Genomic DNA, 22,246 nt, shown 5'->3' with positions numbered 1-22,246 from the left:
GGCCGCCACGTCCCGGCGCTTGTTCGCCCGTAACGGATTGGACCCTTCACTGTCGGTGCCCGGCTGTAAATTAGATCCATGAGCCTTGCGCAGGAGATCAACCGTGTTGTAGCGCCATTTGAAGTCATCAGCGAATTCAAGCCCGCTGGTGACCAGCCGGCCGCCATCGCGGAGCTGACCGAACGCATCAACAACGGGGAGAAGGACGTTGTGCTGCTCGGTGCCACCGGCACCGGTAAAAGCGCCACCACGGCATGGCTCATTGAGCAGGTGCAGCGGCCAACCCTGGTGATGGTCCAGAACAAGACCCTTGCCGCCCAGCTCGCCAACGAATTCCGCGAACTGTTGCCCAACAACGCGGTGGAGTACTTCGTCTCCTACTACGACTACTACCAGCCCGAGGCCTACGTGGCGCAGACGGACACCTTCATCGAGAAGGATTCCTCCATTAACGAGGAAGTGGAACGGCTCCGGCACTCCGCCACCAACGCGCTGCTGACCCGCCGCGACGTGATCGTGGTGGCCACCGTTTCCTGCATCTACGGCCTGGGAACCCCGGAGGAATACATTTCCGGGATGGTCACCCTGCGCAAGGGCGCCGAGATGAACCGGGACGACCTCCTGCGCAAGTTTGTTTCCATGCAGTACGCGCGCAACGACGTCGACTTCCACCGCGGCACCTTCCGGGTCCGCGGGGACACCGTGGAAATCATCCCGATGTACGAGGAACTGGCCATCCGGATCGAGTTCTTCGGCGACGAAATCGAGAACATCCATACCCTCCACCCACTGACCGGTGAGGTCATCCGCGACGAGGAAGAGATGTACGTCTTCCCGGCATCGCACTATGTGGCCGGGCCCGAGCGGATGGCGCGGGCCATCAAGCGGATCGAGGATGAACTCGCGGACCGGCTGAAGGTGCTGGAAAGCCAAAACAAGCTCGTCGAAGCCCAGCGGCTTCGGATGCGGACCACGTACGACCTCGAAATGATGCAGCAGATGGGATTCTGCAACGGCATCGAGAACTACTCCGCGCACATCGACGGCCGCGGACCCGGGACCGCGCCGCACTGCCTCCTGGACTACTTCCCGGACGACTTCCTGCTGGTGGTGGATGAGTCCCACGTGACCATTCCGCAGATCGGCGCCATGTACGAGGGCGACATGTCCCGAAAGCGGAACCTCGTGGACTTCGGCTTCCGCCTGCCATCCGCCATGGACAACCGGCCGCTGAAATGGGACGAGTTCCTCCAGCGGGTGGGCCAGACCGTCTACCTTTCGGCCACACCGGGCAAGTACGAACTTGGCAAGGCGGACGGGTTCGTCCAGCAGATTATCCGTCCCACCGGGCTGGTGGATCCTGAAGTGGTGGTCAAGCCCACCAAGGGACAGATCGATGACCTCCTCGGTGAGATCAAGACCCGGGTGGAGAAGGACGAACGCGTCCTGGTGACCACGCTGACCAAACGCATGGCGGAGGACCTCACCGACTACCTGCTGGGTCACGGCGTGAAGGTGGAGTACCTGCACTCGGACGTCGACACCCTGCGCCGCGTAGAGCTCCTGCGCGAGCTGCGGATGGGATCCTTCGACGTCCTGGTGGGCATCAACCTCCTCCGGGAGGGCCTCGACCTGCCTGAGGTGTCCCTGGTCAGCATCCTGGACGCGGACAAGGAAGGCTTCCTGCGCTCGTCCACATCCCTGATCCAGACCATCGGGCGCGCAGCCCGCAACGTCTCGGGCCAGGTGCACATGTACGCGGACCGGATCACCGACTCCATGGCCCTCGCCATCGACGAAACCAACCGCCGCCGCGCCATCCAGGTGGCCTACAACAAAGACCATGGCGTCGATCCCCAGCCGCTGCGCAAGAAGATCGCCGACATCACGGACCAGTTGGCCAAGGAAGATGCCGACACCGAGGAACTGCTCAAGAACAACCGGCTCGCCAAGGGCGCCAAGCGCGCCACGTCCGGGGCCAAGGGCGCGGCCCAGGTCCGCGCGGATGGCTTGGCCGCGGCTCCGGCCGAGGACCTGGTGGGACTGATCGAGCAGCTCACCGAACAGATGCACGGGGCCGCCGCCGAACTGCAGTTCGAAGTGGCGGCGCGGATCCGGGACGAGGTCAGCGAACTGAAGAAGAGCTGCGCCAGATGCAGGCCGCCGGCCACGCCTAGCCGGGCTCCTGCCAGCCGGGGCTGCACACAGAACGGCGGGCACCTCCGTGGGGAGGTGCCCGCCGTCGTTAACCTTGCGGTGCCTGGGTGCTACTTCCTGGCGGAGTCGATCATTCCCTTTGCTTCGTCCATCAGGCCCTTGGCTGCGTCAGCAGGGGACTTCCGGTCGAACAGGACGTCCGTGCAGTACCGCTGGATCAGCGCCTGAACTCCGGAGGAGCCGGTTGGGGGCACCGGCGGGCCGCTTTGCAGGTCAGGCTTGATGTCTTTCAGGAACGCAGCCGCGGACTTGTCCGCCGGAGTCAGCAGCGGGTCGATGGCCGTCTGGACTTCTGAATTCGTGGGGAAGCCGCGCTCGGTCAGGATGGTCTTTGCCGAGTCCAGGTTGTTGAGCATGTAGTTGACCACCTCTGCAGCTTCCTTGGGATGCTTGCTGCGCGAAGACACGGACCAGAACATGGACGGTTTGTAGGACATTCCGTTGTCCTTCGCGCTGCCTGTGGAACTGGGTGCACGCAGGATCTTGACGTCGGTCTTCAGTGCCGACTGAAGCGCGTTGACCTGGTTGGTCCACCACCACGACATTGCAGTCTTGCCGGTGGCGAAGAGCGTCTGTTCCACCGGTGCGCTGATGTCCTCGGTGGCGATGTTGGCCGGCGGGGCAAGCTCCGGCGTTGCGCATGTCCAGCAGGTTCTGGAAGAAGGACGTGGCGGTGCTTTCCTTGAAGCCGAGGCCGCCGTCCGCCGAGTAGAGGGATTCGCCGTGCTGCATCGCCCACGTGTTCAGGTCGGAGTCCGTCAGCGAGTAGGAGCTGCCGTAGTTGGTTTGGCCCGCCTTGGCAGCGGCCTTTGCGATCTGGGCGGCGGTCTTGGTGTAGTCAGCCCAGGTCCAGGTCTTGTCGTCCGGGATGGGCACACCGTAGTCCTGGAACATCTTGGCGTTGATCATGACGGCCTTGGCGTTCTGCCCTGTGCTGAGGCCAAACTGCTTGCCGCTGACCTGGCCTGAGTTAAGGGCATCCTGGTCAATCTTGGAGGTGTCGATATTGCTTTGCTTGGACAAGTCCAGGAGGGCGCCCCGGCCGCCATACTCAGCGATGTAGGCCTGGTCCATCTGGATCACGTCGGGGGAATCATTGGCGGCCGTGGTGGTGGCCAGTTTGTCCCAGTAGCTGCTCCACACCCCGGGCTCGGCCTGGATCTTGATGTTGGGGTGGGAGGCCTGGAACGCGTCGATCACCTGTTGGGTTTCTTTGTTGCGGAGGTCGTTGCCCCACCACGTGAAGCGGACCGTGACGTTCCCGCCGCTGTCGCCGGATGAGGAGGGAGAACAGCCGGTGGCAAGCAAGGCAAGGGTGGCCGCAGCTGCGAGCGACTTGACCATCGTGCTGGTGCGAAGCGAAGTCTTCATTGACCGTGACTTTCTGGAGGGGTCTAACAGATGGGGCGAGAAACCGCTTTCTCACTGAATGTGATTATGACAGCAGCGCTTGCCGGGGGTCAATGGTTCCGGGAAACCGTTATCCAACGGCGCTGCTGGGGTAGAGTTGGAGGCACGTAGGGGAGTATCCCAAGCGCTACGATCGTCAACACGCAGGGCATGGTTGCCCCGCCGGGCGTAGCGGGCCGCCGCTTCAGCACCAAGTGCACTGGCAGGCCGGAGAGACTTACACCATTTTGTGTACCCTGCGAAAGGCCGTCCCTGTGCTCGACTTGCCCGTATGGTTCGAGGTTGGCTCATTTGTCATCCTTGGCCTGATCCTCCTGACCGACCTCCTCCTGGTGGTCCGCCGGCCCCATGAACCCTCCATGAAGGAAGCCGGCCTGTGGGTTGCCTTCTATGTCGCACTGGCCATGGCCTTCGCCGGAGCGATGTTCGCCTTTACCGGCCCCGAGTTCGGCAGCCAGTTCGTCGCAGGCTGGGTCACGGAATACAGCCTGAGCATCGACAACCTTTTCGTCTTCATCATCATCATGGCCAGGTTCTCCGTACCGCGGAAATACCAGCAGGAAGTGCTGATGGTGGGGATCATCATCGCGCTCATCCTGCGCGGCATCTTCATCCTGCTCGGCGCCATTGTCATTGAACAGTTCAGCTGGGTGTTCTACATCTTCGGCGCATTCCTGCTGTGGACGGCCTGGAAGCAGGCCCAGGACGAAGGCGAAGAGGAAGAAGACCGCGAGAACCCCCTGATCGCCAGGATCCGCAAAGTCATCCCCATGTCGGAGAAGTTCGACGGCGGCAAGCTGCGGACCACGGTGAACGGCAAGAAGGTGTTCACCCCCATGGTGATCGTCTTCATCACCATCGGCCTCACGGACCTCCTGTTCGCCGTGGACTCCATTCCGGCGATCTTCGGCCTCACCCAAAGCCCCTTCATTGTCTTCACCGCCAACCTGTTCGCCCTGATGGGGTTGCGTCAGCTGTACTTCCTCCTCGGCGGCCTGATGAACCGGCTGATCTACCTCAAGCACGCACTCTCCTTCATCCTGGCGTTCATCGGCGTCAAGCTCGTCCTGCACGCCATGCACGTCAACGAACTGCCCTTCATCAACGGCGGACGCCACATCGAGTGGGCACCCGAGATTCCGACCTTCGTGTCGTTGGCAGTCATCGTGGGCACCATCATCGTTGCCGTGGTGGCCAGCCTGCTGAGCTCCAAGGCCAAGGCGGCGGCGATCGATCCGCGGCTCGAGGAAGACGCCCGGAAGAGCCACAGCGACGTCGACTAGGCGCCCGCTGCACCTCTGCAACAGGTAATCCCGGCCCGGCCGGGATTACCTGTTAAGCCCCTGCATCAGGCGGCAGCGCAGGACTATGCTCGGATCATGGCCAGCACAGCAGCGGACCAGCGCGTGCGCCAGGTGCAGCGGCGCACCGTTGTGCTCCTGGGGACAGCCCAGGTCTTCGGCGGCATCGGCACCGGGGCAACCGTGTCGATCGGTTCCATCCTGGCCGTGGAATTGTCCGGTTCCAGCGCGTGGGCGGGGGCCGTGGCAACGGTCATGACGCTGGGGGCCGCGGCAGCCGCACTTCCGCTGGCGACGTTGGCCGACCACCGAGGGCGCAGGGCGGGCCAGGTGGCGGGTCTTTCAGCGGCCTTGGCAGGTGCGCTTCTTATGGTCCTGGCCGTCGTGTCCGGGCTCTTTATCCTCCTGGTCCTGGGTGCCGCAGGCATCGGCGTCGGCACTGCGGCCACCCTGCAGGCACGGTTCGCGGCCGTGGACCTTGCAGCCCCCGAACACCGGGGAGGGCGCTGTCGACGGTGGTCTGGGCCGTGACCGTCGGCGCCGTGACGGGGCCAAACCTCATCCAGCCCGGCACGGTGGTGGGCACGGCACTGGGCCTGCCGCCGGTTGCCGGACCATTCGTCATCGCCGCGGCGGGATTGCTGATTGCCTCCGTGCTGATGTTCGCCGGGCTTCGCCCCGACCCGCTGTTGCTGGCACGCCAGCTCGCGGCTGCGGGAGCCAACACCGCCCAAGACCATGACCCGGCACGCCCGGACGCTGTGGCGGCCGGGCGTGCCGGCGGTTCACTCATCCGCGGGCTCCATGCCATCAGGGACTCCCGGACGGCGGTCCTGGCGGTGACAGCCGTCGTCGCCGCCCACGCAGTGATGGTGGGCGTGATGTCCATGACGCCGCTGCATCTGCAGCACCTGGTGGAAGGGCCTGCGTTCCACCCAGGGCACGTCGCCGAGGGGGACGTGCTGGTGATCATTGGCTTCACCATCTCGCTGCACATCGCCGGGATGTTCGCCCTGTCGCCGGTCATGGGCTGGCTGACGGACAGGGCCGGCCGGATCGAGACCATCATTATCGGTTTCGCGGTGTTGGTCGCGGCGGTGGTGGTCGCAGGCTTTGGACAGTCTTCCACCCCTGCTGTAGCGGCAGGCCTCGTGCTGCTGGGCATTGGCTGGTCCGCTGCGACGATCTCCGGGTCCACGCTGCTGGCCGAAAGCGTAGGACGCGACGCCCGGGTGGCGGTGCAGGGCGTCTCGGACATGCTGATGGGTGCTGCCGGAGCGGCGGGCGGTGCGGTGTCGGGGCTCGTCCTGGGCGCCGCCGGCTACCTCGGCCTGAACCTCATCGGCGCGGCCATCGGAGCAGCCGTGCTGGCTGCAGCCATTCTCGCCCGCACTTCACGAAGCCAGTCAGCGGCCGCCTGAACGCGCCATCCCCAGCAGGCGGGCAAAGATCCGCTCACCGTCGTCGGCGATTCCGTCGTGATGGAAATCGGCGGTCTCCCATACCTGCAGCCCGCGGACCGCTGCCGCCGTCCGAAGGGAGAGGTCCCGGTCGACATAGATGTCGTCGGTGTACACGGCCGCGGCCACGGGAACGGTGTTGGCGGCCAGCGCCCGCGCGTCGTACAGCGGCTTCCAGTCCCGCTTGGCGGCCAGCAGTTCGGCCACGTCCCGGAGCGGCTGCAAGGCGGGATCCTGCTCGAAGTACCACGGGTACACCATCTCGCCGGTCAGGAGCAGCGGCTCGGCGTCGGGCTTGAACCAGGGGTTTTCACCCAGCATCCGCCACGCGGACCAGTTGGTCGCCTGCCCTTGGCCATAGATGGATTCGTGCATGAGCGCATACAGCGGGTTGGAGCGGCGGGAGACGACGGACTGCAGCTGTTCCAGGAAGGCATCGGACAGGCGGGGCCCGCCGGGAGCGGCGATGAAGGCATCTTCCAGGAGGTAGTGGAAGCTGTCCACCCGCGTGTTGCCGCCCAGGAATGCCCCGGCCATTTGGAACCGCTCCACGGAGAGGGGCGCGCCGTCGGGCATGATCTCGGTGGTGGACCGCAGGTGCCGGGCGATCCGTTCCACCGTCTCCCGGTCCTCGGGGTACCAGCCGAAGTATTCCTCGTTCCGGGCAGCGACGCGCTGGAACGTTGCACGGTAGACGTCGTCGGCGCTGCCATTGAGCGGCGCCAGGCCGCCGGTGATGAGTGCTTCGCGGACTCCTTCCGGCGCGAAGGAGAGGTAGGTCAGGGCGCAGAATCCGCCGTAGCTTTGGCCGTAGATGGTCCAGGGCGCTGATTCGAGGGCGGAACGGATCAGTTCAGCGTCCGCCACGATCGAATCGGCCCGGAAGTGCTCCAGGTAGGCGGCTTGGGCGGCCGCATCCCCTCGTGCCGGCAGCGTATGCCTGTCGATGGGGGTGGACAGCCCAGTGCCCCGCTGGTCCAGCATCAGGATACGGAAGTCTGCCGCCGCAGCCTTGCCCCAGCCGCCCAGGGAAGCCCACCTGTTGCCGCGGCCGCCCGGGCCGCCCTGAAGGAAGAGGAGCCAGGGCAGCGCGGCCGCTGCTTCCTCGCTGTGCGCGGCGGAGACGTACTCGCGGGCGAAAACGGTGATGGTTTCAGCCGCCGGGGCGGAGGGGTCATCTGGAGCGAAGTGGTCCAGGGGGACGGTGAACCAGTGTTCCACGGTCCGCATACCCCGGAAGGCGTGGCTGGCGCCAACGCGATGCCTGGCGGCCAGGGCCGCGCTGTGCCGCTCAGCCACGCGCGGCTGCGGGGACGGAGGTGCGGGACTGCGCCCGGCCGAACCGGTCCAGTGCCTGGCCGGTGAGCCGGAAGGTTGACCATCCGTCCATGGGGACGGCGCCGACGCGGCGGTAGAAGTTGATGGACGGCTCGTTCCAGTCCAGCACGCTCCATTCCACCCGCGCGTAGCCGTTCTCGACGGCAATCCCGGCCAGGTGCTGCAGCAGTGCCTTGCCGTGTCCTTCGCCCCGCGCTCCGGGGCTGACGTAGAGGTCCTCCAGGTAGATCCCGAGCACGCCCTCCCAGGTGGAGTAGTTCAGGAACCACAGGGCGAAGCCCTGCACTTCACCGGCCGTGTTCTCAGCCATGGCCGCGAACACGCTCGGGTTGCCGCAGAACAAGGCCCGCTCCAGCATTTCGGGAGTGTTCCGGACGGCGTCCGGTTCCTTCTCGTAATCGGCCAGTTCGTGGATCATCCGGAGAATGGCGGGAACGTCGTGCGGGGTGGCGGGGCGGATAACACTCATTGTTCGAGCTTACCGCCGGTCCCGCGTCAGAGCCGGTTCACGTCCGTCACCCTGACCACGGCGGTCCCGGTGTCGTCCGACCCGGCCAGGTCCACCTCGGCCGAGATCCCCCAGTCGTGGTTGCCTGCCGGGTCGTCGAAGATCTGGCGGACTTTCCACGTGCCGCGCTCCTCGGTGATGATCAGCAGGCCCGGCCCGCGGGCGTCCGGGCCCGTGCCGATGTCGTCGTGTTCGTCGAAGTAGTCGTCCAGCGCGTCTTCCCAGCGCTCGGCACCCCACCCGGATCCGGCGTCGAGTTCACCCAGCGCGGCTGCGTCCTCGTCGGCGAACAGTTCCACGCGGCGGAACATCTCGTTGCGCACCATTACCCGGAACGCGCGGATGTTGGAGGTCAACGACGGCGGGGGAGGCGGTGGCGCGTCGTGCGGGGTGGGCGCCGCACCGGAGGCCAGTTCCTCCCACTCGTCCAGGAGGCTGGAATCCACCTGCCGCACCAACTCGCCGAGCCAGGCGGTCAGGTCCTCAAGGTCTTCCCGCAGCATGTCCTGGGGCACGGTCTGGCGGAGTGCTTTGAAGGCATCGGCCAGGTAGCGCAGCACGATCCCTTCGGAACGGGCCAGGCCGTAGAACTGCACGAATTCACCGAAATTCATGGCGCGCTCATACATATCGCGGACCACCGACTTCGGTGCGAGCTCAAAGTCGCCCACCCACGGCGCCGCTTTCCGGTACACCTCGAAGGCCTCGCCCAGGATCTCCGCGAGCGGTTGCGGGTAGGTGACCTCGTCCAGCATGGCCATCCGCTGGTCGTAGTCGATGCCGTCCGCCTTCATGGCGGCCACCGCTTCGCCGCGGGCCTTCTTTTGCTGCGCGGAGAGGATCTGCCGCGGTTTCTCCAAGGTCGCCTCGATCACGGACACAGCGTCCAGGGCGTACGACGGCGACTCCGGGTCGAGGAGATCCAGCGCAGCGAGGGCGAACGGGGAGAGCGGCTGGTTCAGGGCGAAGTTCGGCTGCAGGTGGACGGTCAGCCTCACGGTGCGGCCGTCAGGTCCCTGTTCTTCGGGCGGGATGCGCTCCAGCACCTCGGCGGCCAGGAGTTCCCGGTAGATCCCCAGCGCCTTCTTCATCAGCCGCAGCTGCGACGACCGTGGCTCGTGGTTTTCGGTCAGCAGCCGCCTGGCCGCCGCAAATGGGTCACCCGGGCGCTCCATCAGGTGCATCAGCATGGCGTGCGTGACGGTGAAACTAGACGTCAGCGGGTCCGGCACGGATTCCACCAGCCGTTTGAACGTGGGCTCGCCCCACGAGACGAAGCCTTCAGGCGGCTTCTTCTTCACCACCTGGCGCAGCTTCTTCTGGTCATCGCCGAACTTGGCGGTGGCCTTGGCCATCGCCTTGGCGTTCTCGATGACGTGCTCGGGTGCCTGCACCACCACGGTCCCGGCGGTGTCGTAGCCTGCCCGCCCGGCGCGGCCGGCAATCTGGTGGAACTCGCGTGAGTTAAGCAGCCGGGTCCGGACGCCGTCGTACTTGCTGAGGGCGGTGAGGAGCACTGTCCGGATGGGGACGTTGATGCCGACGCCCAGCGTATCCGTACCGCAGATAACCTTCAGCAGCCCGGCTTGAGCCAGTTGCTCCACCAGCCGGCGGTACTTGGGCAGCATGCCGGCGTGGTGCACGCCGATTCCATGGCGCACCAGCCTGTTCAGTGTTTTCCCGAACCCGGCGGCGAACCGGAAGTTGGCAATCAGCTCGGCAATCTTGTCCTTTTCCTCCCGGGTGCACACGTTGATGCTCATCAGGTTCTGGGCGCGGTCGATCGCTTCGAGCTGGCTGAAGTGAACCACATAGACCGGCACCTGTTTGGTGGACAGCAACTCTTCCAGGGTCTCGTGGACCGGGCTCTGGTGGTAGTAATAGTGCAGCGGGATGGGCCGCTCCGCCGAGCTCACGGTGGTGGTGGGCCGGCCCGTCAAGGACGTCAGGCCTTCCTCGAAGCGGGTCACGTCCCCCAGCGTGGCGGACATCAGCAGGAACTGTGCTTGCGGCAGCTCCAGCAGCGGCACCTGCCAGGCCCAGCCGCGCTGCGGGTCCGAGTAGAAGTGGAACTCGTCCATGATCACGGCGCCCAGTTCTGCCGCGGAGCCCTCGCGCAGGGCGATGTTGGCGAGGATCTCGGCCGTGCAGCAAATGATGGGGGCGTCCTGGTTTACGCCGGAATCGCCGGTAATCATCCCCACGTTTTCCGCGCCGAAGATGTCGCAGAGGGCAAAGAACTTTTCCGATACGAGGGCCTTGATGGGCGCCGTGTAATAGCTGCGCCTGCCCTGGGCCATTGCCTGGAAGTGCGCTGCGATGGCCACCAGGGACTTGCCGGATCCGGTGGGCGTGGCCAGGATGACGTTCGCCCCGGTGGCCAGCTCCATGATCGCCTCATCCTGCGCCGGGTAGAGCGAGAGCCCCCGGCTTTCCGTCCACTCCACGAACCGGGTGTAGAGGGCGTCGGGGTCGACGGCGGAGGCCGGGTTGGGGACGGACAGATCGGTCAGCTGGTCAAGGAGTTTCATTGACTTCCACCTTAGTGCCACGTCGTGTCCGTGCTCCCGCCCGGGGCCGGGTTAGGCTCGGCCTGGCCGTGTGCGCAGCAGAACCTGGAGAACCTCATGCAATGGGACCCCGTCAAGTACGTCCAATTCGGCGATTACCGGAACCGGCCCTTCTTCGACCTCACCGCCCGGATCCTTGCCGGACACCCTGCCAAGGTGGTTGACCTGGGCTGCGGCCCGGGCAACCTGACGGCGACGCTCAGCGACCGCTGGCCCGGGGCCGAAGTGGTGGGCGTGGACTCCTCCGCGGAGATGCTGGCCAAGGCCGCGCGCCTCGCGCAGAAGCACCCGTCGTTGCGGTTCCAACAGGGCGACATCGCTGACTGGATGCCCTCGCCGGACACGGACGTCGTGGTCAGCAACGCCGCCCTGCAGTGGGTCCCCGGCCACCAGGACATGCTGCGGGGCTGGCTCGCGGCGCTCCGCCCTGGTGCATGGTTCGCCCTGCAGGTTCCCGGAAATTTCGACGCCCCCTCGCACGCGCTGATGCGGGAACTGGCGTCCTCAGCCCCGTGGGCGGACAAGCTTGGCGGGGTGTTGCGGGGCGGGGAGTCCGTGGGGGAGCCGGGCGACTACCTTGGGAGCATGCTCGACGCCGGGTACGCCGCGGACGCGTGGGAAACCAGCTACCAGCAGGTCCTTCCGGGGCCGGACCCGGTCCTTGAGTGGGTTCGGGGCGCCGGGCTGCGTCCCGTCCTGGCCGCGTTGGCGGCGGACGACGCCAAGCGCTTCGAAGCCGAATACGCCGCAGCACTGCGTGACGCCTATCCGCGGGGACCCCACGGCACCGTCTTTCCGTTCCGCAGGATCTTTGCCGTCGGGCGCAGGGACGGCTGAAACGGGCGCCGGCTATTGTTTGCTGCATTTGGTCACACGGCGTGACAGCGGCGGAAAGTGATCTGGCTTACAATGTGATCTGTGGTTTAGGGTCGAGTCGCCGGCCCGTTTCGACCGAGTGCATCTACGGGGGGTATTTTGCTGGTCGGTCTCATCAGGCGGCAACTCGCGGGACAGCAAGCCCAGGTATGGGCCATCGTGCTGCTCCAGTTGGTCCAGGCAGCGGCCAACCTGCTCCTGCCAACAGTGAACGCGGCGATCATTGACGACGGCATTGTGGCCGGGGATACGGCCGTCATAGCCAGGCTCGGCGCGGTGATGGCCGTCATTGCCGTGGTGCAGGCTGCTTCCGCCATCGGGGCCGGGTACCTGGGGGCCGTGGTGGCCATGCGGATCGGGCGCCGGCTGCGGGCGGAAGTCTTTGCCCGGATCCAGTCGTTGTCCTCACAGGATGTGGCACTGTTCGGCACCCAAAGCCTTACCACGCGTGCCACCAACGACACCCAGCAAATCCAGGCATTCGCAGTCCTGGTCTTCACCATGCTCTTTGCCGGACCTGCCATGGGAGTCGGGGGAATCGTCCTGGCCGTGCAGCAGGACGTGGCGCTGTCCGTGGTGGTGATCGTCGTCGTGCCGCTGCTCCTGCTGATCATGTACCTGATCGTGCGCCGCTTGATTCCGCTCTACCGGGAAGGCCAGGACCTGCTTGACCGCTCGGGCGGAATACTGCGCGAACAAATCATCGGCGTGGACGTCATCCGGGCCTTCGTCCGCCAGGATCACGAAGCAAGGCGGTTTGCCCGGGCCAACTCGGGCCTGACGGCAAACAACCTGCAGTCGGCCCTGCTGGTGGCGGGGATGCTGCCGATGATCATGCTGGTGGTCAACATCAGCTCGGTCGCCGTGGTCTGGTTCGGCGGGCACCGCATCCAGGACGGCCAGATGAACCTCGGCGCCCTCACCGCCTTCATCGCCTACATCATGCAGATCCTGCTGGCCATCATGATGGCCATGTATGTCCTCATGACGGCGCCGCGTGCGGCCGCCTGCGCCGAACGCATCCAGGCTGTCCTGGACACCGAGCCGTCGGTCCGCGACGCTGCGGCCCCCGTGCCCGGCGCCGGTAATGGACCAGCCAGGCCGGGCAGCCGGGGCACGGACGCGGGCAAACCGGCACCCGGGCCGGGCCTCCTCCAGTTCCATGGGGTTGGCTTCTGCTACCCGGGAGCTGAAGCGCCGGTGCTGGCGGACATCAGCTTCACCGCAGCACCGGGTACCACCTTGGCGGTCGTCGGCTCCACGGGAAGCGGAAAGTCGACTCTGCTGAACTTGATTCCGCGGTTCCTCGACCCCACGGAAGGCCACATCACCGTAGGCGGCCGCGACGTCCGGGACCTGCCTCTGGGGCATTTGCGCGGAGGCATGGGAATCGTGCCGCAGCACTCCCACCTCTTCACCGGGACCATTGCGGAGAACCTGCGGATGGGTGCGCCGGAGGCTACCGACGAGGAACTGTGGGCCGCCCTGGAGACGGCGCAGACCATGCGGTTCATGCGCGACCTCCCGTTGGGTCTTGCCACGCCGGTGGGGCAGGGCGGCGCAAGCCTGTCGGGAGGGCAGCGCCAAAGGTTGTGCATTGCCCGGGCGCTGCTGCGCCAGGCGCCCCTCTACCTTTTCGACGACAGCTTCTCCGCCCTCGACTACCGCACCGACACCAGGCTGAGGCTGGCACTCGACCAGGTTTTGGCGGCCGCAACAGTGGTCGTGGTTGCTGAACGCCTCTCCGCCGTTGAGGACGCGGACCTCATCCTGGTGCTCGACGACGGCCGGCTCGCCGCCCAGGGAACGCATGCGGAGCTGTTGCAGGACTCGGCCACGTACCGGGAAATCGCCGAGTCCCAGCTCGCGCTGGACGGCCCCCTGTGACGGCGGCCGTCGACTCAGTGGCTGCTGCCCACACCTTCCGGCCCACCGCGGCGAGGCTCCTTGGCCTTCTGCGCCCTTTCCGGCTGCAGGTCCTGGGCGCCGTTGGCGCCACGTGCGCCTTCGCCGGCCTCAACGTTGCCGCCCCCAAATATCTTGGTGACGCCACGGACCTGGTGGTGGACGGCGTCGCCCAAGGCAGCCTGGACCAGCGCCTCGGAACCCTGCTCGCGCTTGTAGCCGGCATGTACGTGCTAGCCTCATTGTTCAATTGGATCCAAGGGGCGCTGACGGCCCGCGCCGTCCAGGGCCTCATGTTCAGGCTCCGCGCCTCGGTGGAGGACAAGCTGCACCGCCTGCCGTCCACCTACTTCCGGGAGCGGTCCCGGGGTGACGTCCTCAGCCGCGCCACCAACGACATCGACAACATTGCCCAGGCCCTGAACCAGGTCCTGACGCAGCTGATCGTCTCCGTCCTCATGCTGTGCGGCTCGCTGGCCATGATGTTGTGGATCTCGCCGCTGCTCGCCGCCATCGCTGTTGCCACCGTCCCGGTCTCGACCTGGATCACCGTGCTGGTGGCGCGCCGCTCGCAGGAGCATTTCGCCAGCCAATGGAAGGAGACCGGCGAGCTCAACGCGCACGTGGAGGAATTCATCAGCGGCCATGAGGTGGTCAAGGCCTTTGGCTGGCAGGAACAGGCTGCGGAAGTGTTCGGCCGGAGCAACGCACGGCTGGCCCGGGCCGGCCGCAAGGCCCAGTTTTCCGCCGGCGTGGTCCAGCCGCTGATGGTCCTCATGTCCAACCTCAACTACATTGCGGTGGCGGTCGTGGGTGCCCTGCAGATCCTGTCCGGGTCCATGACCATTGGCGGGGTCCAGGCGTTCATCCAGTTCAGCCGGCTGTTCACCCAACCCGTGGGGCAGATTGGCGGCCTGCTCAGCGTCATGCAGTCCTGCGCGGCGTCGGCGGGAAGAGTCTTCGCGCTCCTGGACGCGGTGGAGGACCCCCGGGAACCGGCCGGCACGGCTCCGGCCGGGCCAGTTGCCGGCCGCATCGCCTTCGACAGTGTCACGTACCGCTACCCGGGTTCGGTCCCCGCCGTCCGCGACCTCACCTTCACGGTTGAACCGGGGCAGGCGGTGGCCATCGTGGGACACACCGGTGCCGGCAAGAGCACCGTGGTGAACCTGCTGATGCGTTTCCTCGAGCCTTCCTCGGGCCGGATCTCCATTGGCGGGCAGGACATCTCCTCCGTTCCCCGCGACCACCTGCGCTCCCGGTTCGGCGTGGTTCCGCAGGATGCCTGGCTGTTCGCCGGGACCATCCGGGACAATATCGCCTACGGCCTTCCGGAGGCTGCGGACCACGACATCGTCGCCGCCGCGGAGGCCACCCATGCCGACCGTTTCATCCGGTCCCTGCCCCACGGCTACGGCACCGTACTGGAAAACGGCGGCGAGCCCCTCAGCCAAGGACAGCGGCAACTCATCACCATTGCCAGGGCGCAGCTGGCCGGACGCTCGGTGCTGGTCCTGGATGAGGCCACCAGCTCGGTGGATTCCAGGACCGAGCTTCCTGATCCGCCAGGCGATGCAACGGCTCAGGAACGGCCGGACCAGTTTCATCATCGCCCACCGTTTGTCCACGGTCCGGAACGCTGATCTAATTCTGGTCATGGACCATGGACGCATCGTTGAGCAGGGAACGCACGAGAGCCTCCTGGCCGCCAACAGCTACTACGCCGCGCTCTACAACGCACAGTTCGCCGCCCGTGACGGCCGTGCCGGCGTCCTGGAGGGTGGCCTGTGAACGCCCCGGCGGACTTCCCCGGCACCTGGCGGCCGAATCCCGCCAGCACCGTGGCGCTGTTCGAGCAACTGCGGCTGCAGGTCATCCACCTCGCGGACAACGGCGCGCTTGCCCCAGGCACCAGGCTCCCGGCCGTGCGTGCCCTGGCGGAAAAGCTCGACGTCGCCCCGCACACCGTGGCCAGGGCGTACAAGGAGCTCGAAGCCGCCGGGATTGTAGCCACCCGCGGGCGGAACGGCACGGTGGTTTCGGCACGGGATGAGAGGCTCGGCGGCTTGGCCGCCGCCGCGGCAGCGTACGCTGACGTGGCCAAGGCGCAAGGAGCCAGCTTCGCGGAAGCAGTCAAGCTGCTCGCGGCCGCCTACGATGTTCCCTGAGGGCGGAACCGCGCATTTTCGAAGAAGTTTTCGATTAGCATTATGGGGTGCCTAAAGCCGTAGCTGAAGAAACCTCTGCCCCCGCCACTTCCTTCACCGCCGCCCCTGCTGCCGTCCCGCAGCGGCCGGACCTCTCCAGGCTCGTCGTGAAGGGCGCGCGGGAGCACAACCTGCGCAACGTGGACCTGGACCTTCCCCGCGACGCCATGATTGTCTTCACCGGCCTCTCCGGATCCGGAAAATCGTCCCTGGCGTTCGACACCATCTTTGCCGAAGGCCAGCGCCGTTACGTCGAATCGCTGTCCGCCTACGCGCGCCAGTTCCTGGGCCAGGTGGACAAACCCGACGTCGACTTCATCGAAGGGCTGTCTCCGGCGGTCTCCATCGACCAGAAGTCCACCAGCAAGAACCCGCGGTCCACCGTGGGCACCATCACCGAAATCTACGACTACATGCGCCTGTTGTGGGCACGTGTCGGCAGGCCGCACTGCCCCGTATGCGGTGAGCCGGTATCCAAGCAGACGCCGCAGCAGATTGTGGACCAGCTCCTGGAACTCGCAGACGGCACCCGCTTCCAGGTCCTGGCGCCGGTGGTGCGTGGCCGCAAGGGCGAGTTCGTTGACCTCTTCAAGGAGCTCAGCGCCAAGGGCTACTCCCGTGCGCGGGTGGACGGCAACCTGGTCCAGTTGAGCGATCCGCCCAAGCTGGGCAAGCAGTTCAAGCACACCATCGAGGTGGTGGTGGACCGCCTGGTGGTCAAGGAAGGCATCAGCCAGCGGCTCACCGACTCCATCGAGACGGCCCTGGGGCTTGCGGAAGGCCGCGTCCTGGCCGAGTTCGTGGACCTTGAGGCCGACGATCCCGGACGGATCCGGGCTTTCTCCGAAAACCTCGCGTGCCCCAACGAACACCCGCTGGCCATCGACGAGATCGAGCCCCGCTCGTTCTCCTTCAACAACCCCTTCGGTGCCTGCGCGGCCTGCAGCGGAATCGGTACCCGGCTGGAGGTGGACGAGGAACTGATCGTTCCCAACCCGGAACTCTCGCTGTCCGAAGGCGCCATCGCGCCATGGTCCCTGGGAACCGCCACCACCGAATACTGGAACCGGCTCCTGGAAGGCCTCGCCAAGGAAGTGGGCTTCTCCATGGCCACGCCGTGGGAGAAGCTCGGCAAGGATGTCCGCCAGACCATCCTGCACGGCAAGGACCACAAGGTGGTGGTGCAGTACCGGAACCGCTTCGGCCGCGAACGCAAGTACAGCACCGGCTTCGAGGGCGCCATCCAGTACGTCCACCGCAAGCATGGCGAGACCGATTCCGACTGGGCCCGCGACCGCTACGAAGAATACATGCGCCAGGTTCCCTGCCCTTCCTGCAACGGTGCCCGGCTCAACCCGGCCTCCCTCTCGGTCCTCATCAACGGCAAGTCCATCGCCGAGGTGGCGGCACTGCCCATGCGTGAATGTGCGGAGTTCCTGAACACCCTTGTCCTGACCGGACGTGAAGCACAGATCGCGCACCAGGTCCTCAAGGAGATCCAGGCGCGCCTTACCTTCCTGCTGGACGTGGGCCTCGAGTACCTCAACCTTGAGCGCCCGTCAGCCACCCTCTCCGGCGGCGAAGCGCAGCGCATCAGGCTTGCCACCCAGATCGGCTCCGGCCTGGTGGGCGTCCTGTATGTCCTGGACGAGCCCTCCATCGGCCTGCACCAGCGCGACAACCGCAGGCTCATCGAAACCCTCACCCGGCTCCGCGACATGGGCAACACCCTCATCGTCGTCGAGCATGATGAGGACACCATCCACGTGGCTGACTGGATCGTGGACATCGGACCAGGCGCCGGCGAACACGGCGGACAGGTGGTCCATTCCGGAACCTACAAAGAGTTGCTGGAAAACAAGGAGTCGCTGACCGGCGACTACCTGTCCGGGCGCAAGGCCATTGCCGTGCCCAAGAAGCGCCGGAAGTACGACAAAAAGCGCGAGATCAAGGTGGTGGGCGCCCGGGAAAACAATCTTGTGAACGTCGACGCCGCCTTCCCGCTGGGCCTCTTTACGGCCGTGACCGGCGTCAGCGGTTCCGGCAAGTCCACGCTCGTCAACGAAATCCTTTACAAGGTGCTCGCCAACAAGCTCAACGGCGCCAAGCAGGTGGCTGGCCGGCACAAGACCGTCCAGGGCCTCGAACACCTGGACAAGGTGGTCCACGTGGACCAGAGTCCCATCGGACGCACCCCGCGTTCCAACCCGGCGACGTACACGGGAGTATTCGACAACATCCGCAAGCTCTTCGCGGAGACCACCGAAGCCAAGGTTCGCGGCTACCTCCCGGGCCGGTTCTCCTTCAACGTCAAGGGCGGCCGCTGCGAGGCATGCTCCGGTGACGGCACGCTGAAGATCGAAATGAACTTCCTCCCCGACGTGTACGTCCCCTGCGAGGTCTGCCACGGGGCCCGCTACAACCGGGAAACGCTGGAAGTCCACTACAAAGGCAAGACCATCGCCGACGTCCTCAACATGCCCATCGAGGAGGGCGCCGAGTTCTTCGCGGCATTCTCGCCCATCGCCCGCCACCTGAACACCCTGGTGGACGTCGGGCTGGGCTACGTGCGGCTGGGCCAGCCCGCCACCACGCTGTCCGGCGGTGAAGCGCAGCGCGTCAAGCTCGCGGCCGAGCTGCAGAAGCGGTCCAACGGGCGCAGCATCTACGTCCTTGACGAGCCCACCACGGGGCTGCACTTCGAGGACATCCGCAAGCTCCTGATGGTCCTCCAAGGGCTCGTGGACAAGGGCAACACGGTGATCACCATCGAGCACAATCTTGACGTCATCAAGAGTGCGGACTGGCTCGTGGACCTCGGGCCCGACGGCGGTTCGGGTGGCGGCCAGATCGTCGCCGCGGGAACGCCGGAGCAGGTAGCCAAGTCCAGCACCAGCCACACGGGGAAGTTCCTGGCCGAAATACTGGGCTGACCAGCAGCGGAATCCGTCCGGAAATATTCCTGTACGGGAATGCGAGTTTCAGGCACTCGCGCTGTCGTGAGAAACTAACCCGGTGACTTCAACAACAGTGCCCGTGATCTTTGACCTGGACGGCACTCTTGTCGACCCGGCCGGTGGAATAACAGAAGGCATTGCATCGGCCCTCCGCGCGCTGGGGCTCCCGGTTCCCACCCAGGACCTGCTGGATGCGATGATCGGCCCCAAACTGAGCGACTCACTGCTCAATGTGGCGAAGGTGCCGGCGGACCGCCTCGAAGAGGTGGTCCGCCGGTACCGGGAACATTACGTGTCCACCGGAATCGCGCAGAGCCGGCTGTACCCGGGAATCCAGGGAATCCTCGAATCCTTCGCAGCGGCCGGACGGCCCGTGGCCGTGGCCACCCAGAAGCCGCAGCGCCTGGCCCGCACCGTGCTGGCCCACCACGGCATCGACGGCTTCTTCCATGGCATCCACGGGTCCGCCGACGACGAAGCCGCCGTGGACGGCGTTCCGCTCGGTAAGACCCAGATCATTGCCGCCGCCCTCCGGGATCTGGAGACCCAACATGCCATCATGGTGGGGGACCGGGCCCAGGATGTTTCGGGGGCGATCGCCAATGGCCTGGACTGCATTGGCGTGGCCTGGGGATTTGCGCCTGACGGCGAACTTGAAGAGGCCGGGTCCGTCGCCGTCGTCAGCACGGGCCAGGAACTGGTCACGGTCATCGACCGGCTGCAAGCCATCCATGCCGCGGCCATGAGCGGGGTGAGCAACGATGGAAATGTTTGATGCCGTCCGCTGGACCACGCGGAACCTGATCTCCGGCACCTGCCGGCCCACCGTCGTCGGCCTGGAAAATGTACCCTCCGACGGCCCCTTCATTGTGGCCCCCAACCACCTGTCATTCTTTGACAGCGTGATCGTGCAGGCGCTGATGCCACGGCCCGTCGCGTTCTTCGCCAAGGCCGAGTACTTCACCACCGGAGGCGTCAAGGGCAAGGTCATGAAGGCCTTCTTCGAATCCGTGGGCTCCATCCCGGTGGAGCGGGGCGAACAGGCGGCCAGCGTCCAGGCGCTCAAGACACTCCTGGACATCCTTGAGTCCGGCCGCGGCATCGGCATCTACCCCGAAGGCACCCGCTCCCGCGACGGCATCCTGTACCGCGGACGCACCGGCGTCGGCTGGCTCGCGCTGACCACCGGGGCTCCGGTCATTCCGGTGGGCCTCATCGGTACCGAGAAACTGCAGCGGGCAGGCGAGAAGGGTGTCAGGCCACAGCATTTCACGATGAAAGTGGGGGAGCCGCTGTACTTCGATAAGACCGGCCCGGACCATTCCCTGCCAGCGCGCCGTGAAGTCACGGACCGGATCATGGACGCGATTGCTGCCCTGAGCGGCCAGGAGCGTTCCACCAGCTACAACCAGAGCAAGTCCGCCGAGTAGCCGGGCTGGCACAGATGCCCGGCGCGCCTTAGTAGACTTGATAGGTGGCAAATCCAGCAAGTTACCGGCCCAAAACCGGTGAAATCCCCACCAACCCGGGCGTCTACCGGTTCCGTGACCCGCACGGCCGGGTCATTTACGTGGGAAAGGCGAAGAGCCTCCGGTCCCGCCTGAACTCATACTTTGCCAACCCGGCGGGCCTGTTGCCGAAGACCTACGCCATGGTCCACGCCGCCAGCAGCGTCGAGTGGACCGTGGTGGGCAGCGAACTGGAATCGCTGCAGCTCGAGTACACCTGGATCAAGGAATTCAAGCCCCGGTTCAACGTCGTGTTCCGGGACGACAAGACCTACCCCTACCTCGCCGTCACCATGGGCGAAAAATACCCCAGGGTGCAGGTCATGCGCGGGGACAAGCGGAAGGGAACCCGCTACTTCGGCCCCTATACCGCGGGCGCCATCCGCGAAACCATGGACACCCTGCTGCGCGTCTTCCCTGTGCGCAGCTGCAGTGCCGGCGTGTTCAAACGGGCCGAAGCCAGCGGCCGGCCGTGCCTGCTGGGCTACATCGACAAATGCTCCGCACCCTGCGTGGGCCGGATTTCGCCGGACGACCACAGGGCGCTGGCCGACGACTTCTGCGCTTTCATGGGCGGCGAAGCAAAACGGTTCATCAACAAGCTGGAAAAGCAGATGGCCGACGCCGTGGCGAAACTGGACTACGAGCACGCCGCGCGGCTGCGTGACGACATCGCAGCCCTGCGGAAAGTCTTCGAACGCAACGCCGTGGTGCTGTCCGAAGACACCGACGCCGACGTCTTCGCCCTGCACGAGGACGAGCTCGAAGCCGCCGTCCAGGTGTTCCACGTCCGGGGCGGCCGGATCCGCGGGCAGCGCGGCTGGGTGGTGGAAAAGGTGGAGGACTTCACCACCCCGGACCTCGTGGAGCACCTGCTCCAGCAGGTCTACGGCGAAGACGGCGAGACCCACGGCAGGCTGCCGCGCGAGGTCCTGGTCCCCGTCGCGCCCAGCAACGCGGAGGACCTCGCCACCTGGCTTGGCGGCATCCGCGGGGCCAAAGTGGACATCCGCGTCCCGCAGCGCGGGGACAAGGCGGCGCTGATGTCCACCGTGCGCGAAAATGCCGAGCACGCGCTCAAGCTCCACAAGACCCGGCGTGCCGGTGACATCACGGTCAGGTCCCAGGCGCTCCAGGAACTGCAGGAAGCCCTTGACCTGCCCGTGCCGCTGCTCCGGATCGAATGCTTCGACGTTTCCCACGTCCAGGGCACCAACGTGGTGGCCTCCATGGTGGTGGTGGAGGACGGCCTGCCCAAGAAGTCCGATTACCGCAAGTTCTCCATCACCGGCCCTGCCGCCTCCGACGACACCGCGGCCATGCATGACGTCCTGACCCGGCGTTTCCGCCATTACCTGCAGGACAAGTCCGCGCAGGTGGATGAGTCCCTCCTTGCCGGGGATGGCAAAGACCTTGTCGCCGGAGACGCAGTGCTGGACACCACCACGCCGGCGCCCAAAGCCAAGTTCGCCTACCCGCCGAACCTGGTGGTGGTGGACGGCGGCCAGCCGCAGGTGAACGCGGCAGCGCGCGCCCTGGCCGAGCTGGGCATCGATGACGTTTACGTGGTGGGCCTGGCCAAGCGGCTGGAAGAAGTATGGCTGCCGGACAGCGATTTTCCGGTGATCCTGCCCCGAACTTCCCAGGGCCTGTACCTGCTGCAGAGGATCCGTGACGAGGCCCACCGCTTCGCCATCACCTTCCACCGGCAAAAGCGCGGCAAGGCCATGACCGTCTCTGCGCTCGATGCCGTCCCGGGCCTGGGCGCGTCCAAGCGGAAGGCCCTCCTGGCGCACTTCGGCTCGGTCAAGGGCGTAAAGGCCGCCACCGTGGAAGAGCTCTCCGAAGCCAAGGGGATCGGACCTGCCCTGGCCGGCGCCATCGTGAACCACTTCGCCGCCGGCACTGCCGAGGCCGTGTCCGTCCCGGCGATCAACATGGCCACCGGCGAAATCATTGAAACTTAGCTAGGGTAAGTGACGGGGCGGC

General features: G+C 65.9%; 13 protein-coding genes and 3 pseudogenes. 11 read left to right on the top strand and 5 right to left on the bottom strand.

Annotated elements, in window-relative coordinates; genetic code table 11:
- The first annotated feature begins 78 nt into the window (after positions 1–78).
- Positions 79–2,177, top strand: a pseudogene (uvrB, locus tag ACX5I6_RS15505) (excinuclease ABC subunit UvrB).
- 90 nt (positions 2,178–2,267) lie between these two features.
- Here the strand turns inward: uvrB and ACX5I6_RS15500 are convergent.
- Positions 2,268–2,411, bottom strand: a complete 144-nt coding sequence (locus tag ACX5I6_RS15500; RefSeq protein WP_461841046.1) for a hypothetical protein — start codon at positions 2,409–2,411, stop codon at positions 2,268–2,270.
- A 19-nt stretch (positions 2,412–2,430) separates the two neighbouring features.
- The gene (locus tag ACX5I6_RS15495; protein WP_461841045.1) at positions 2,431–3,588 is read right to left on the bottom strand and encodes an ABC transporter substrate-binding protein; all 1,158 of its coding nucleotides are present in this window, start codon (positions 3,586–3,588) and stop codon (positions 2,431–2,433) included.
- A 293-nt stretch (positions 3,589–3,881) separates the two neighbouring features.
- Here ACX5I6_RS15495 and ACX5I6_RS15490 point away from each other — a divergent pair, with 293 nt between their 5' ends.
- Positions 3,882–4,910: a TerC family protein gene (locus ACX5I6_RS15490; protein WP_109044638.1), complete on the top strand. Its 1,029-nt coding sequence runs from the start codon at positions 3,882–3,884 to the stop codon at positions 4,908–4,910.
- A gap of 96 nt (positions 4,911–5,006) precedes the next feature.
- Positions 5,007–6,349, top strand: a pseudogene (locus ACX5I6_RS15485) (MFS transporter).
- On the opposite strand, the gene ACX5I6_RS15480 reads toward ACX5I6_RS15485, so the two are convergent.
- From ACX5I6_RS15480 to ACX5I6_RS15470, 3 genes are all read right to left on the bottom strand, one after another.
- Positions 6,335–7,618 (bottom strand): alpha/beta fold hydrolase, encoded by a 1,284-nt coding sequence (locus tag ACX5I6_RS15480; RefSeq protein WP_461841729.1) that lies wholly within the window; start codon positions 7,616–7,618, stop codon positions 6,335–6,337. The pseudogene ACX5I6_RS15485 and the gene ACX5I6_RS15480 sit on opposite strands and share 15 nt — an antisense overlap.
- 61 nt (positions 7,619–7,679) lie before the next feature.
- Positions 7,680–8,195 (bottom strand): GNAT family N-acetyltransferase, encoded by a 516-nt coding sequence (locus tag ACX5I6_RS15475; protein ID WP_461841044.1) that lies wholly within the window; start codon positions 8,193–8,195, stop codon positions 7,680–7,682.
- Between the two features lie 26 nt (positions 8,196–8,221).
- The gene (locus ACX5I6_RS15470; protein ID WP_461841043.1) at positions 8,222–10,765 is read right to left on the bottom strand and encodes a DEAD/DEAH box helicase; all 2,544 of its coding nucleotides are present in this window, start codon (positions 10,763–10,765) and stop codon (positions 8,222–8,224) included.
- A gap of 96 nt (positions 10,766–10,861) precedes the next feature.
- Here ACX5I6_RS15470 and ACX5I6_RS15465 point away from each other — a divergent pair, with 96 nt between their 5' ends.
- The 8 genes and pseudogenes from ACX5I6_RS15465 to uvrC all read left to right on the top strand — a co-directional run bounded on the left by ACX5I6_RS15465 (position 10,862) and on the right by uvrC (position 22,224).
- Positions 10,862–11,641: a trans-aconitate 2-methyltransferase gene (locus ACX5I6_RS15465; RefSeq protein WP_461841042.1), complete on the top strand. Its 780-nt coding sequence runs from the start codon at positions 10,862–10,864 to the stop codon at positions 11,639–11,641.
- Positions 11,642–11,779: 138 nt separating this feature from the next.
- Complete coding sequence (locus ACX5I6_RS15460) at positions 11,780–13,567, top strand: ABC transporter ATP-binding protein (RefSeq protein WP_461841041.1); 1,788 nt, start codon at positions 11,780–11,782, stop codon at positions 13,565–13,567.
- A pseudogene (locus ACX5I6_RS15455) lies at positions 13,564–15,376 on the top strand (ABC transporter ATP-binding protein). Before ACX5I6_RS15460 ends, ACX5I6_RS15455 begins: the two are co-directional and overlap by 4 nt.
- Positions 15,373–15,753: a GntR family transcriptional regulator gene (locus ACX5I6_RS15450; RefSeq protein ID WP_461841040.1), complete on the top strand. Its 381-nt coding sequence runs from the start codon at positions 15,373–15,375 to the stop codon at positions 15,751–15,753. Before ACX5I6_RS15455 ends, ACX5I6_RS15450 begins: the two are co-directional and overlap by 4 nt.
- Positions 15,754–15,800: 47 nt before the next feature.
- A complete protein-coding gene (gene uvrA / locus ACX5I6_RS15445) occupies positions 15,801–18,725 on the top strand; it encodes an excinuclease ABC subunit UvrA (RefSeq protein ID WP_461841039.1) in 2,925 nt (974 codons plus the stop codon).
- Between the two features lie 82 nt (positions 18,726–18,807).
- Positions 18,808–19,524 (top strand): HAD hydrolase-like protein, encoded by a 717-nt coding sequence (locus tag ACX5I6_RS15440; RefSeq protein WP_461841038.1) that lies wholly within the window; start codon positions 18,808–18,810, stop codon positions 19,522–19,524.
- Positions 19,511–20,179, top strand: a complete 669-nt coding sequence (locus tag ACX5I6_RS15435) for a lysophospholipid acyltransferase family protein (protein ID WP_285243107.1) — start codon at positions 19,511–19,513, stop codon at positions 20,177–20,179. The genes ACX5I6_RS15440 and ACX5I6_RS15435 overlap by 14 nt, the downstream gene beginning before the upstream one ends.
- A gap of 44 nt (positions 20,180–20,223) precedes the next feature.
- The gene (gene uvrC, locus ACX5I6_RS15430; RefSeq protein ID WP_461841037.1) at positions 20,224–22,224 is read left to right on the top strand and encodes an excinuclease ABC subunit UvrC; all 2,001 of its coding nucleotides are present in this window, start codon (positions 20,224–20,226) and stop codon (positions 22,222–22,224) included.
- Positions 22,225–22,246 lie beyond the last annotated feature (22 nt).

The sequence above is a fragment of the Arthrobacter sp. MMS24-T111 genome (genome assembly GCF_054888995.1).
This window is presented reverse-complemented; position numbering and strand designations above follow the sequence as displayed.

Bases quoted from the DNA above. Each gene is read 5' to 3' on its own strand.
- ACX5I6_RS15495 (WP_461841045.1), bottom strand. From the start codon at position 3,588: ATGAAGACTTCGCTTCGCACCAGCACGATGGTCAAGTCGCTCGCAGCT.
- ACX5I6_RS15480 (WP_461841729.1), bottom strand. From the start codon at position 7,618: ATGCGGACCGTGGAACACTGGTTCACCGTCCCCCTGGACCACTTCGCT.
- ACX5I6_RS15475 (WP_461841044.1), bottom strand. From the start codon at position 8,195: ATGAGTGTTATCCGCCCCGCCACCCCGCACGACGTTCCCGCCATTCTC.
- ACX5I6_RS15470 (WP_461841043.1), bottom strand. From the start codon at position 10,765: ATGAAACTCCTTGACCAGCTGACCGATCTGTCCGTCCCCAACCCGGCC.
- ACX5I6_RS15465 (WP_461841042.1), top strand. From the start codon at position 10,862: ATGCAATGGGACCCCGTCAAGTACGTCCAATTCGGCGATTACCGGAAC.
- ACX5I6_RS15435 (WP_285243107.1), top strand. From the start codon at position 19,511: ATGGAAATGTTTGATGCCGTCCGCTGGACCACGCGGAACCTGATCTCC.